The 13939-nt window shown below is 71.9% G+C and carries 8 protein-coding genes; 6 read left to right on the top strand and 2 right to left on the bottom strand.

Annotated elements, in window-relative coordinates:
- Positions 1-98: 98 nt before the first annotated feature.
- On the bottom strand, positions 99-1610 hold the full coding sequence (locus tag ACFQ80_RS13970; protein ID WP_430564075.1) for a S8 family serine peptidase: 1512 nt from the start codon (positions 1608-1610) through the stop codon (positions 99-101).
- Between the two features lie 303 nt (positions 1611-1913).
- Here ACFQ80_RS13970 and glf point away from each other — a divergent pair, with 303 nt between their 5' ends.
- The 4 genes from glf to ACFQ80_RS13950 all read left to right on the top strand — a co-directional run bounded on the left by glf (position 1914) and on the right by ACFQ80_RS13950 (position 8977).
- Positions 1914-3071, top strand: a complete 1158-nt coding sequence (gene glf, locus ACFQ80_RS13965; RefSeq protein WP_430548970.1) for a UDP-galactopyranose mutase — start codon at positions 1914-1916, stop codon at positions 3069-3071.
- Complete coding sequence (locus tag ACFQ80_RS13960) at positions 3068-5029, top strand: glycosyltransferase (protein WP_430564074.1); 1962 nt, start codon at positions 3068-3070, stop codon at positions 5027-5029. Before glf ends, ACFQ80_RS13960 begins: the two co-directional genes overlap by 4 nt.
- A 52-nt stretch (positions 5030-5081) precedes the next feature.
- Positions 5082-7658 (top strand): polysaccharide pyruvyl transferase family protein, encoded by a 2577-nt coding sequence (locus tag ACFQ80_RS13955; protein WP_430564073.1) that lies wholly within the window; start codon positions 5082-5084, stop codon positions 7656-7658.
- Between the two features lie 80 nt (positions 7659-7738).
- Positions 7739-8977, top strand: coding sequence for an ATP-grasp fold amidoligase family protein (locus tag ACFQ80_RS13950; protein ID WP_430564072.1), 1239 nt, complete (start codon positions 7739-7741; stop codon positions 8975-8977).
- 10 nt (positions 8978-8987) lie between these two features.
- On the opposite strand, the gene ACFQ80_RS13945 is transcribed toward ACFQ80_RS13950, so the two are convergent.
- On the bottom strand, positions 8988-11096 hold the full coding sequence (locus ACFQ80_RS13945; RefSeq protein ID WP_430564071.1) for an acyltransferase family protein: 2109 nt from the start codon (positions 11094-11096) through the stop codon (positions 8988-8990).
- Between the two features lie 444 nt (positions 11097-11540).
- Between ACFQ80_RS13945 and ACFQ80_RS13940 the strand changes: the two genes are divergently transcribed.
- Positions 11541-12800, top strand: a complete 1260-nt coding sequence (locus ACFQ80_RS13940; protein WP_430564070.1) for a nucleotide sugar dehydrogenase — start codon at positions 11541-11543, stop codon at positions 12798-12800.
- Positions 12801-12853: 53 nt separating this feature from the next.
- A complete protein-coding gene (locus tag ACFQ80_RS13935) occupies positions 12854-13924 on the top strand; it encodes a class I SAM-dependent methyltransferase (RefSeq protein ID WP_430564069.1) in 1071 nt (356 codons plus the stop codon).
- Positions 13925-13939 lie beyond the last annotated feature (15 nt).

Raw genomic sequence — 13939 nt, 5'->3', positions numbered from 1 at the left:
CGGGGTTAATCCCCCGGCCACGGGCCGTGGGCGGCCCCCAGCTGGCTGCGGGCCGCCCTCGGCTCCCTTCGTGTTCCGTCGTGATCCGTCGTGATCGATCAGCCGAGCGTCACGGCGTCGAGCGCGTCGACCATCCCGTCGCCGAAGAACGAGTTCTCCTGCGGCGTCCCGACGCACGCCGGCCCGACGGCCGTCGTCCCGCAGGGACGGTCGTCCGCCTGGTCGCGCACGGCCTGCGCGAGCTGGGCCGGCGTCCAGCCCGGGTGCGCGGACTTCATGAGCGCGAGCACGCCCGCGACGTGCGGCGACGCCATGGACGTGCCGCTCTTGGTGTCCCACGTGCCGTTCAGCTCGGTCGAGACGATGACGCTGCCCGGCGCCGCGACGTCGATCTTGCCGAGGCCGCGGTTGGAGAAGGAGCTCAGCGCCCCCGTGCTGGTCACCGACGAGACCGTCACGACGCCGTCCGCCTCGGTGGGGATGTCCTCGCAGCCCGAGTTGATGGTGCGGGCCACGGGGGTGGAGTCGTTGGGGCTCGCGGTGTCGCGGGTGTTGTTCGCCAGGTCGGTGGACGAGTTGCCGGCCGCCGCGGCGTGCACGGCGCCCCGGTCGGTGGAGAAGTCGATCGCGCGGCGCACGGCCTCCTTCGCCGCCGCCTGGTCGGGCTGGTCGTCGCACCAGAACTCGAACGGGTCGATGTAGTAGGAGTTGTTGGTGACGTCCACGCCGTGCAGGCCCGCCCAGACGAAGCCGCAGACGGCGTACTCGGGGTAGATGAAGCCGTCGTCGTTGACGACCTTCACCGACGCCATCTTCACGCCCGGCGCGACGCCCACGATCCCCAGCCCGTTGTCGGCCGCCGCGATCGTCCCGGCCACGTGCGTGCCGTGGTCGGACGTCGTGGGCAGCCAGCCGGTGGGAGACGTGTCCGGGCGTCCCGCCGCCGTGCAGTTCACCGACGCCGCCGTGTCGACCTGCGTCGCGAGGTCGGGGTGCGTGACGTCGATGCCGGAGTCGAGGACACCCACCAGCACGTCCGGCGAGCCCGGGTTGATCTCGATCGCCTGGTCGGCCTTGATCATCGCCATGTCCCACTGGGTGGCCTCGCCCGGGTCCGGGACCGCCGTCGTGCCGGTGCCGTCCTCCGCGCCCGCGCCGGGCTTCTTGGTGACCTTCGACTTCCAGGGCCCGCCCTTGGCCCCCGGCACCTCGTCGGCGACGGCGGGCGTGCCCTCGCTCACCGGGACGGTGCGGGTGACCCCGACGGACTCGACGGCGTGCCCGCGCGCGAGACGGACGACGTCGGCGCGGAAGCCCGCTCGCGCCGCGTGCGCGACCACGACGCCGATCTCCGGCCACGACTGGACGACGACGCCGCCCGCCGCCTCGACGGCCCGCTCCGCGAGACGCGTCTGGCCAGGGTTCGCGTGCTTGGCGTTGACGACGTAGGAGAAGGTCTGGCCGTCGGGGGTGGCCACCGGGACCGGGGTGGACGGCGGTTCGGCCGCGGTGCCGGCGGCGACGGCGGCGCTGCCGGCGCCCGCGATCAGGAGGGCCGTGGCGGCGCCGACGGCGACCAGACGCGCGCGATGGGTGGTGCGCAGGCTCATGGTGTCCCCTTCGAGAGGTGCGGTCGCCTCGTTGCGACCGTCACCAGGTGACGTTAGAGCGCCCGGGCCCGTGGAGCCCGCCGAACGTGCCCCGGGTCGGCGTCGCGGGAGTTTCCTGACCTCCGGGTAACGCCCGGATGAACACTTTCCGATCATCAGGAGACAACGTTCAATTCGGGCCTTTGACGGCCTCCGGTGGCCCTAATCTCGAATCTCGTGACCAGCCCGGCACGCGCCTGGTGGTCATGCTCCTGCCGTGGACGTTCACGGCACCGCTGTCGTTCTTCTTGAGGAGGTCGTCGCATGACGGACGTTGTCGTGGTGGGCTCGGGGTTCTTCGGCCTGACCGTCGCCGAGAGGCTCGCCGAGCAGTACGGCGCGAACGTTCTCGTCATCGACAGGCGCCACCACGTCGGGGGCAACGCGTACAGCGCGCCGGAGCCCGAGACCGGTATCGAGGTCCACCAGTACGGCGCGCACCTTTTCCACACCTCGAACGAACGGGTGTGGGAGTACGTGAACCGCTTTACGGCGTTCACCAGCTACGTGCACCGCGTGTACACCACGCACCGGGGCGAGGTGTTCCCGATGCCGATCAACCTGGGCACGATCAACCAGTTCTTCCGCTCGGCGCACGGCCCGGACGCGGCCCGGGAGCTCATCGCCGAGCAGGCGGGCGAGCTCTCCGGCAAGGACCCCGAGAACCTCGACGAGCAGGGCGTGTCGCTCATCGGCCGGCCCCTCTACGAGGCGTTCATCCGCGACTACACGGCCAAGCAGTGGCAGACCGACCCCACGGACCTCCCCGCGTCGATCATCAAGCGGCTCCCCGTGCGCTACACGTACGACAACCGCTACTTCAACGACACGTACGAGGGACTGCCGGTGGACGGCTACACCGCCTGGCTCGAGCGGCTGGCCGACCACCCGCGCATCGAGGTCCGGCTCGAGACCGACTTCTTCGACGAGGGGCAGCCGGTCAACAGGACCGCGACCGTCGGACAGCTGCCCGTCGTCTACACCGGCCCCGTCGACCGCTACTTCGAGTTCTCCGAGGGCGAGCTGTCGTGGCGCACCCTGGACTTCGAGCAGGAGGTGCTGCCCGTCGGCGACTTCCAGGGCGCCCCGGTCATGAACTACGCCGACCTGGACGTGCCGTACACGCGCATCCTCGAGTTCCGCCATTTCCACCCCGAACGTGACTATCAGCGCGAGAAGACCGTGATCGTGCGGGAATACTCCCGTTTCGCCGAACGCGGGGACGAGCCGTACTACCCGGTCAACACCTGGGCCGACCGCGATCGGCTGCAGTTGTACCGCAAGCTCATGGAAGGTGAGAAGGACGTGTTCTTCGGCGGTCGGCTGGGTACTTACCAATATCTCGACATGCACATGGCGATCGGTTCCGCCCTCTCCATGGTCGACAACAAGCTCGGCGCGGTGTTCGGGGGTGCGGCATGACTCTCGTGGAAGAGCTCGAGGCGGCCGCGGAGGCCGCGGTGTCACGCCGCGTCGTGCACCAGGTGGTGCTGCCGCCGGACGCCGATCCGGACACGCTCCCGCTGTACGTGGACTTCACGATGGCGCGTGCGGCCGAGGAGGCGCACCCGGACGTCGCCCCCGCCGAGGCAGGAGCCGAGGTCCTGGGTCGCCGGTCGCTGCGTCTCGACCACGGCCGTGAGGCGTCGTTCGGCACGTACTTCGGCGCGTTCCCCGCCGGGTACTGGCGGCGCTGGACCGACGTCGCCGAGGTGCGGCTCAGCATCCGGCTCTCGGGCGCCGCGAGCGTCGCGGTGTACAAGTCGAACGCGCGGGGGAACCCGCAGCGGGTGCGACTGATCCACAGCGTGGACGGCGTCGTCGACGTCGACCTGACGCTCGCGTCCTTCGGCGACGGCGGCTGGTACTGGTTCGACCTGTACGCCTCCGACGGCGCCGTGACCCTCGAGTCCGCGGAATGGAGCGTCGACGGGGCGCACGCGCGCAAGCACGGCACGGCCTCCATCGCGATCACCACGTTCAACCGCCCCGACTACTGCGTCGCGCAGCTGCACGCGCTCGGCGCGGACGACGTCCTCAAGGACGTGGTCGACCGGATCTACGTGGTCGACCAGGGGACGAGGCTCGTCCAGGACCAGCCCGACTTCGCCGAGGCCGCGGCCCGGCTCGGCGGACGCCTGTCGCTCGTGCGGCAGGGCAATCTGGGTGGCTCGGGCGGGTTCTCGCGCGGCATGGCGGAGACGCTGCAGGCCGGCGAGTCCGACTACGTGCTGCTGCTCGACGACGACGTCGTCTCGGAGCCCGAGGGCATCGCCCGCGCGGTCGCCTTCGGCGACTTCGCCCGGACGCCCACGATCGTCGGCGGTCACATGTTCTCGATGTACGAGAAGTCGTGCCTGCACACCTTCGGCGAGCGGGTCAACCGCTACACGTTCTGGTGGGGCAAGATCGAGAACACCTTCGACCGTCACGACTTCTCGCTGCACCCCCTGCGCACGACGCCGTGGCTGCACCAGCGTGTGGACGTCGACTACAACGGCTGGTGGATGTCGCTGATCCCGGTCGAGGCCCTGCGCACGGTGGGCCTGTCGCTGCCCGTGTTCATCAAGTGGGACGACGCCGAGTACAGCCTGCGCGCCACCGACAAGGGCATCCCGACGGTCTCCCTGCCCGGTGCGGCGGTGTGGCACGTGCCGTGGGTCGACAAGGACGACGCGATCGACTGGCAGGCCTACTACCACCAGCGCAACCGGTGGCTCGCGGCCATGCTGCACTCGCCGTACCGCGGCGGCGGCGAGCTGCCGCGGGCGAGCTTCGTCGGCGACGTCAAGCACCTGCTGCAGCTGCAGTACTCGGCCGTCGAGCTGCGCCTGCGGGCCCTGGAGGACCTGCTCCGCGGTCCCGAGCACCTGCACGCGACGATCGGCTCCACGCTGCCCGAGGTGCGGGCGCTGCGGGCGCAGTTCCCCGATGCCGTGGTGGAGAAGGACCCGGGCGCCTTCCCGCTCACCAGGCGCCACCGCCCCTCCCGCAGGGGCAGGGTGCCGTCGGCTCCCGCGGGGAGGCCGGTCGCGGTCGCCTCGGCACTGACCGGCATGGCCAAGCAGCTGCGCTCGGTGCGCCCGGAGGCGCTCGACGTGCCCGAGGAGAGGGTCTCGACCTCCGCCGCCCGGTGGTGGCGCCTGTCGCACCTCGACTCCGCGGTCGTCACGTCGGCCGACGGCACCGGCGCCTCGATGTACGTCCGGGACCCGAAGAAGTTCCGCGCCTACCTGGTCCGCAGCCTGCGGCTGCACCGGCAGCTGCGCAGCCAGTGGGCGCCGCTGAGCCGGCGGTACCGGCAGGCCATGCCGTCGTTCACCTCGGTCGACGAGTGGCGCGCGACGTTCGACACCCACGGTGTCGACGAGAACGAGTGAAAACACGATGCCGGCACCACGCGGGCGTCACGAGCAGGCAGGGACACAGCGCATGACGGATCCGGCGAAGACGTACGACGTCGCCATCCTCGGATGGTGGTACGGCAAGAACTACGGTTCGATCCTGACCTACTACGGGCTGAACCGTGCCGTCGAGAATCTCGGCCGCTCGGTCCTCATGGTCCACGAGCCGCTCGGCTACAACGGCTACCGGGTGCACTGGCCCACGGACATCGTCTCCATGGAGTTCGCCCGGCGCGTCGGCTACGAGCACACCGACCAGGAGCACTACTCCGCGCTGCCGCGCCTGAACGACGTCGCCCGCACCTTCGTCGTCGGAAGCGACCAGCTGTGGAACCCGCTGATCGGGCGGGTGAACGACGACCTCTTCCTGGACTTCGTCGCGCCGGAGAACCACCGGGTGGCGTACGGCACGTCGTTCGGCAACCGCGGGACCGACAAGTTCAAGGTGCCGTTCGTCGCGAAGCACGCCGCGAACCTGCAGCAGTTCACCGCGATCTCGGTGCGCGAGGAGTACGCGATCGACACCGCGCGGGACGTCTTCGGCGCGAAGGCGGCGCTCGTCGTGGACCCCGTGTTCCTGCTGCCGAAGGAGCACTACGACGGCCTCGCCGACAGGGCGACGGTGGCTCCCGAGGGCGAGTACCTCGCGGTCTTCTACCTCGACCCCAACCCGGAGAAGGTGTCCGTCGCCCGGGCGATCGCCGACAAGCTGGGCTTCGACAAGATCCTGGTGATCCCCAACCCCGACGAGGGGCGCGAGAAGGTGACGTCCCTGTTCGCGGACGAGCCGCGGGTCGAGGTCCTGGCCGAGGACGCCCCGGAGAACTTCCTGCGCGCCTACCGCGACGCCGGCTATGTCGTCACCGACAGCTACCACGGCTCGGCCTTCGCGGCGATCTTCGAGAAGCCCTTCTCGTCGATCTACAACACCAAGCGGGGCGCCGACCGGTTCAAGAACCTCATGGCGGCGATGGGATTCGACGACCAGCGTCGCGTCCTGGAGACCGACACCGCCGCGACGATCGCCGAGAACGAGTACGTCACCCGGGAGATCGACTTCACGAAGGCCCGCGAGTACATCGGGTCCGGCCGGGCCTCGTCGCTGGACTGGCTGAGCACCGCGCTGGACCCCGAGACCGGGGGCTCCGCCGCGATCCGCCCGTTCCAGCGGTTCGCCCTCGACAAGCCCGCGTTCGCGGCCAACAGCAAGGCCTGGCGCGTCTCGCACCGGACGCGCGGCACTCGGCTGAAGGTCGCGCGGGACGGCGCGGCGGTCGGCCATCATGCCTGGACCGCCCTGCCGGAGCCGCTGACGCCGGGATCGGCGTACCAGCTGACGATCGACTGGACCCCTCGGACCGACGCGCCGGCCGTCAACCTCCACCTCCGCAACCCCGAGACCGGGCAGTTCCGCGCCGTCGGCAAGGTGAAAGTCGAGCAGGGCTCGGGCACGGCGCGCCGCGACGCGGTCACGTTCACCGTCTCCGACCCGGGCTTCTCCGAGATCATGCTGGGCGGGCTGCACTTCACCGGCCGCAACGCGGGCGCGGAGGTGCGCGGTATCGAGGTGGTCGAGGTGCCCGCAGCGGTCGCCGCCGCGTCACGACGCACGTCCTCGGGCAGGCCGCCGGCCAAGGGGTTCGCGGGGCAGGCCAGGGCGCTGGCGCTGGCGGACTACGAACGCCAGGTGCGTTCGTACGATCGCGCCCGTTCGGCCGACAGGATCTCCGGCGCCCGGGCGCGGATGATCTTCCACGCGCACGCGATCGAGAAGGGTCTGAGCCGGAGCAACTTCCGCGCGGGCTTCGGCAAGATCGCCGTCCCGGGGCTCGCCAAGGAGATGAACTCCTGGCTGGCGTCCGGGTTCAGCATCGACGATCCCTACCTGCAGAGCTCCGCGGCCGTGATGAAGACCTACTTCGGGCGGCACGCGGAGCTGAAGACCGACGTCTCGGCCTTCCGCCAGCTCTTCTCCGGCGCGGCGCAGGACCTCATCGACGCGACGCGGCACCAGGAGGGCGGCGTGCTGCCCGCCGAGCAGACCCGCGAGATCCGCCTCGAGGCGGACGACCGGCGCGGCTTCCTCGACGTCGTCTACGGGCGGCGCAGCGTGCGCGAGTTCACCGACGAGCCCGTCGCCGACGGGGACGTCACCCGGGCCGTGCAGATCGCGATGCAGTCGCCCTCGGTGTGCAACCGCCAGGCCGCCCGCGTGCACCAGTTCCAGGACCCGGACGTCATCAGGTCGGTGCTGGACATCCAAGGGGGGTTCAACGGCTACGAGATGCCGCCCCGCCTGCTGCTGGTCACGGCGGACCTCGACGCCTTCCTCTTCGCCCCGGAGCGCAACCAGCCGTTCGTCGACGGCGGGCTGTTCATGATGTCGCTGCTCCTCGGCCTGACCGAGGTGGGCCTCGGCTCCTGCTCGCTCAACACCGCGATGGGGAGCGCGAAGGACGCCGCGATCCGCAAGATCATCGACGTCCCCGACAACGAGGTGTTCATCTCGTTCGTCGCGGTCGGCCACTACGACCAGCAGGTCCTGGTGCCGCGGTCGAAGCGGACCCACGTCCAGGACGTCCTCGTCCGGCACACCGACAGCTGAGCGGCCGCCCGCGTCGCGGCGCCGGCCGGGCGGGGGGTGCCGGGATTGCCTCCCGTCGGCGCCTGTGGCATAACTCCGCCATGCCCTCCCCTCGTGCTGCTGTGGCCCGCGCGTTCGCCGGCCTGCCCCCGGTCGCGCGCCGCGACGCCGAGATCCGCCGCCTCTCCGGCGTGGTACGGAAGCGTGCGCGAGCGCTCCGCAAGCAGCGCGAGCGCGTCGCCGACCTCCAGGCGGAGGTCGCCGGCCTGCGGGCTCAGGTCCGGCGTGAGCGCGAGAAGGCGGTGGCCCACGACACGACGTCCCGGGAGCGTCTCGCCGCGCTCAGGTCGGCGAAGCGCCGGATCTCGCGCGGCGCCGAGCCGACGTTCAGCGCGCTGCTGGCGCAGCAGCGGTCGCTGTACGGTCGGCTCCGGGACACCGGCGGCCACGCCCACCACCCGATGGCACGCACCGAGTACAAGCTGCACAACGTCGCGTTCGCCCGGAGCCACGGGGTCCCGACCGCCCCGGTCTTCCAGGCGTGGGGCACCATCGACGAGATCGACCTCGGCTCCCTGCCGGACGAGTTCGTCCTGAAGGCGGACGGTGGTGCCAGCGCGCGCGGCGTCTTCCCGATCCGCCGCACGGGAGGCTCCCTCGTCAGGATCGACACCGGCGAACGGGTCTCGTGCGACGACATCAAGGACCGGCTGCGCGCCTTCGGCGACCGCATTCGCGGACCGTACTTCGCCGAGGCGCTCCTGCCGTCCTCCGGCGGGTCGCCCGTCCCCGACGACATCAAGGTCTACACGTTCTACGGGCAGCCCGCGCAGGTCCTGCTCATGCGTCCTGCCGGTCCCCGCCGTCGTGACGCCGGACGCCGCTACCTCGACCCAGTCACCGGCGCCGACCTCGGTGAGGTCCTCCCCGGGGTGACGTACCGACCGGACATCCCCGTCCCCGACCGCCTGCCGGAGATCCTCGCGGCGGCACGGCACCTCTCCCTGGCCACCGGGGCGGACTTCGGCCGGTTCGACTTCTACGACACTCCCGACGGCATCCGCTTCGGCGAGATCACTCCGGCCCCGGGCGACCCGCAGCAGTACCACCTCGACCACGACCTCGCACTGGGGTCCGCGTGGCTCGACGCCCGCGTACGGGTCCTCCAGGACGAGGCGGCCGGTCGTCCGCGCGGGCTCGTCTGGGGAGCGCATCCCTCCGCGTGGCTCTACCCCGCGGGCTCGGAGCCCGACGGCATGGAGAGCTGGCCGCGCACCGTCCCGGGCTGTGACCGGTGGTGCGTGCCGTCGTCGCCACGGGCGGTCGCGAGCCCGGTCTGAGGGGCTCCCCTCACGAGGAGGGCTTGGCCCGCAGGGCGGCCCGCAGGCCGTCGGTGACCTCGGGGGCGAGCGTGCGCGCGAACGTCGCGGTGAGGTGCCCGTGGTCGAAGTACGCGACGACGCCGCCGACCACGGGGTGGCAGACCTCGTCGTCGCACATGAGGTCGGTGACCTCGCGGACCGTGACCAGCCCGGAGCCGTCGGCGCGCCCGGCCGCGGCGAGGGGGTCCGGCTCGAGCGCCTGCGACGGCGGCGCCCCGCAGTCGTCCCAGGAGACGGGCCCGGTGGCGAGGCAGTCGGGGACGCTGTCCGGCATCGCGGGGGTGTCCCGCAGCACGAGCACCGGGATGCCGGCGTCGGTGAACGTGGCCAGCGTCGCGGCGTAGGCGTCCTGGGCGGCGTCCGCCTGCTCGCCCTCCGGGACGTCCGCCAGGAGCTGGTTGGTCCGCGCCGACATGACCACCAGGTCGTAGCCGCCCGAGACGACGGAGTCGACCGCCCACCGTGTCGTGTCGAGGCAGCCCTGCGCGTCCGCGGCGGCGTCGTACTCCAGGAGCAGCTCGACCGGGTAGCACGACGACTGCAGGTACGTGTCGACCTGCCAGTCCCCCGCGTCCTCCCCCGCCTCCAGGGCGGGGGTCCAGTGGCCCGCGTGCGAGTTGCCGAGCAGCGCGACCCGCACGGGGGCGTCGTCGGAGCCGTACGTGCAGCTGTGGCGGGTCGTGAACGGCGGGTCGTTCCAGCAGCCGTCGGCGTAGACGGCCGGCTTGTCCTGCGCGGCCGCCTCCGGCGGCGTGAGCAGGCCCCGGACGTCGCAGGACGGGTCGCGCACGGCGCCCGCCCCCGCGCACGCACCGGCGTCCGCGACCCGCGCCGGGGCGGAGGCGACCGCCTCACGGGTGCGCTCGTCGGCGGCCGACGCCGCCGAGACGCCCCAGACCGCGGAGACGCCGACGCACACCGCGAGCAGCCCGAACGTCGCGGCGCGCCGACGGACCAGCACCTGCTGGCGGCGCAGCGGGTCCTCGACCCACCGCTTGGTCAGGGCGGCCAGCACGAGCGACCCCACGACGACGGCCACCAGCTCGACACCGCCCAGCGCGCGGCCGAGCGCGTAGGGCACGACGACGATCAGCGGCCAGTGCCACAGGTACACGCTGTACGAGACGTCGCCCAGCCACTGCACCGGACGCAGCGCGAGCAGGCCGCCGGGCCCTCCGCGGGCGCCGTCGGCCGCCGCCGCGATCACGAGGGCCGTGCCCACCGTCGGCAGGGCGGCCGCGACGCCGGGGAACGGCGTCGTCCCGTCGAAGAGGACCACCGCCGCCACGACGGCGGCCAGCCCCGTCCACGCGGTCGCCGCCCGGACCGGTGCCGACCACCGCCACGGCCGCACGGTCACCGCCGCCGCGACGAGCCCGCCCAGCGCGAGCTCCCACAGCCGGGTCGTCGTGACGAAGTACGCCGCGGCCGGGTCGGTCGCCGTCAGGTGCACCGACCAGGCGAGCGACACGACGACGACCAGCCCGACGACCGCCGTCGGCAGCCACGCCGCGAGCCCCCTGCCGCGCCGGCGCAGGCGTACCGCGAGCCACGCCGTCAGCCCCACCAGGACCGGCCACAGCACGTAGAACTGCTCCTCCACGGACAGCGACCAGTAGTGCTGCACCGGGGACGCCAGCTCCTCGGCGGCCAGGTAGTCCGTCGCCGACCGCGCCAGCGCCCAGTTCTCCACGTACAGCGCCGCGGCCGCGACCTCCCGCGCCACGCGGGCGTGCACCGTCGAGGGCAGCCACAGCAGCGTCGCCGCCAGCGTGGCCACCAGCACCACGGTCGCCGCGGGGATGAGGCGGCGCACCCGCCGCGCCCAGAACTCCAGCAGGTCACCCACCCCGCGCACCGGGCGGCGCAGCAGGTGCGACGTGATGAGGAAGCCCGAGATGACGAAGAAGACGTCCACCCCCACGTAGCCGCCCGTCACCGTGCCCGGCAGCAGGTGGTAGACCAGCACCGCGCTCACCGCCAGCGCGCGCAGCCCCTGCACGTCGGTGCGGACCTCGGTGCGCGTCGACGTGCCCGCCGTCGAGCCGGCGGGAACGGGCGGGGACAGGGTGGTCACGCAGCGCTCCAGGGTCGGGTCGGTCCCGACGTGGCAGCTCGAGACGTGGCGGCTCGACGGGCCGGCGCACGGTCTCGCGGGGACCGCCTCGGAGGATAGCCCGACGACCGGTGACAGGCGCGGTCGGGCCCGTCCGCGGGCGCGGCGGGGCCGGGCCTTCACGACACGTCCCGGACGTCTCCACGCCACGTCCCGTCCATGGTCTCGCCGACCACGAGCAGTTCGTCCGCTTGGCGATGTTTCCGGGCGGACCGGGCCGGACGGGTGGTACACGGCGCCCCCTCGAAGGCGGGTATCCTCTCCTTCGACCTTCAGCCGTTCAGACGGCGTTCACCGGAGCTCCGCTCTGCGGTCCCCCGGCTGACCCACACATCGCCGTGGCCTGGTCCCGTTCGAGGATGCTTCCTCCCGGGCTCGACCACAGATCGAAAGGACCTGGGCCCCATGCCTCTCGACCTTGCCGTGATCGGCCTTGGTTATGTCGGACTGCCGTTGGCGCGTGAGGCCGTGCGCGCCGGCCTGCAGGTGCGTGGTTTCGATGTGACGACGCCGGTCGTGGATGCCCTCAACGAGGGTCGTTCCCACGTGGACGACATCTCGGACGCGGACGTGGCCTCGATGGTCGAGGCGGGTTTCCGTGCGACTGCCGACGTGGAGGACATCCGTGGTGCGGCCGCCGTGGTGATCTGCGTGCCGACGCCACTGGGCCAGGACGGTGGGCCCGACCTGGGTGCGGTGATCGCGGCGACCCGCACGGTGGCCGGTGTGCTCGAGCCGGGCATGGTCGTGGTGCTGGAGTCGACGACGTACCCGGGCACCACCGAGGAGGTCCTCAAGCCGATCCTCGAGGAGGGTGGCCTGCGGTGCGGTGAGGACTTCCACCTGGCGTTCTCGCCCGAGCGGATCGACCCGGGCAACCCGACGTACGGGATGAAGAACACGCCGAAGGTCGTGGGCGGGCTCACCCCGGAGGCGACCGAGCGTGCTGCGGCGCTGTACTCGCGGTTCGTGGACACGGTCGTGGTCGCCAAGGGCGCGCGCGAGGCCGAGACGGCGAAGCTGCTGGAGAACACCTACCGGCACATCAACATCGCGCTGGTGAACGAGATGGCGCGGTTCTGCCACGAGCTGGGCATCGACCTGTGGGACGTGATCCGGCTGGCCAAGACCAAGCCGTTCGGGTTCCAGGCGTTCTACCCGGGTCCCGGGGTGGGCGGGCACTGCATCCCGATCGACCCGAACTACCTGAGCCACAACGTGCGCTCGCGTCTGGGCTACCCGTTCCGGTTCGTCGAGCTGGCGCAGGAGATCAACGCGACCATGCCGTCCTACGTGGTGCGGCGTGCGCAGGACATCCTCAACGAGGACGCGAAGGCGATGCGTGGCTCGCGGGTGCTGGTGCTGGGCGTGACGTACAAGCCGGACATCGCCGACCAGCGTGAGTCGCCCGCGGTCGCGGTCGCCCGGGCGCTGGTGGCCCAGGGCGCGGAGCTGGTGTTCCACGACCCGCACGTGGCCCGGTGGCACGTCAACGGTGAGGTCCTGGACCGGGTCGCGGACCTCGACACGGCGATCCTCGAGGCCGACCTGGTCATCCTGGTGCAGAACCACAGCGCCTACGATGTCGATGTACTGGCAGAGAAGTCGGTGCGCTTCTTCGACACGAAGGGCGCGACGACGCACCCCGACGCCATCCGGCTCTGACCGGCGAGGGCCGGTCCGGACCGGCGCCGCACACCTGACGTCGAAGGAGCTCCATGCGCCCCCGAAGCCTCGCGGCCCTCTCGGCGATCGCCGTGGCAGCCGTGGTGGGCGTCGTCGCCGCCCTCCTGGGCAGCCTCGACGTCGCCCTGGCGGTCCTCGTCGTGCTGGTCGGCGGGGTCGCGGTGCTCGGTGTGCTGACCTACCGACGGGCCGGCGCGACGGCCGCCCGCGCGCACGCCGCCGACCGCCGGCTTCGGGAGCTCCGCGACGACCTGGCGCGCCAGCACCAGGCCACGTCGACGGCGACCGAGCAGATCCGTCGGCAGGTCGCGCGCACCGACAGGTCGGTCGCGCTGTGGCAGTCCGACCTCGAGGCGACGGTGCACGCCGGTGTCGCGCCACCGCTGGACAAGGTCTCGGCCAGGCTCGACGGCCTGGACTCCGACCTCCGGCACCTGCGGAGACGCGTCGAGACCGTCCGGAACCTCGTCAACGCCGCGCGGCCCGGGCCCCTGCTCACCCAGATGCAGGCGCTCGGGCAGCTCCGGGCCAAGTTCGACGTCTCCGGTCCCCTGCCGGACGTCGGGGGGTGGGCCCTCGATCCCACCGCGCTCCTCTGGCTCGTCGACGAGATCGAGCGTCGGCGTCCGGAGCACGTCGTCGAGTGCGGGAGCGGCACCTCCACCTTCTGGATCGCCATGGCCCTGCGCCAGAACGGCCGAGGGCGGGTCACCGCGCTCGACCACCTGGACGAGTTCGCCGGGCGGACCCGATCCACCCTGGAGCGGCACGGCCTGTCCGAGGTGGCCGAGGTCCGTCATGCACCGCTGGTCACGACGCCGACCCCTCGCGGCGAGTTCCCGTGGTACGACGTCGACCCCGCGACCCTCGGGCCGATCGACCTGCTCGTCGTCGACGGGCCGCCCGAGGCGACCGGTCCGCTCGCCCGGTACCCCGCGCTCCCCGTCCTGCACGGGGCGCTGCTCCCCGACTCTCACGTCCTGGTCGACGACGTGCACCGCGAGGACGAGAGGCAGGCGATCGAGCACTGGCTCGACGAGCTGCCGCGCCTCCGCCGCGCCGGCTACAAGAACGATGTCTCCGAGGTGCTGACCTATGAGTAACCTCGACTGCCCGCC

It is taken from the genome of Isoptericola sp. NPDC056578 (assembly GCF_042793275.1).
Lineage (GTDB): Bacteria > Actinomycetota > Actinomycetes > Actinomycetales > Cellulomonadaceae > Isoptericola.
The sequence above is the reverse complement of the archived record's forward strand: the minus strand, read 5'-3'. Positions and strand labels throughout refer to the sequence as shown.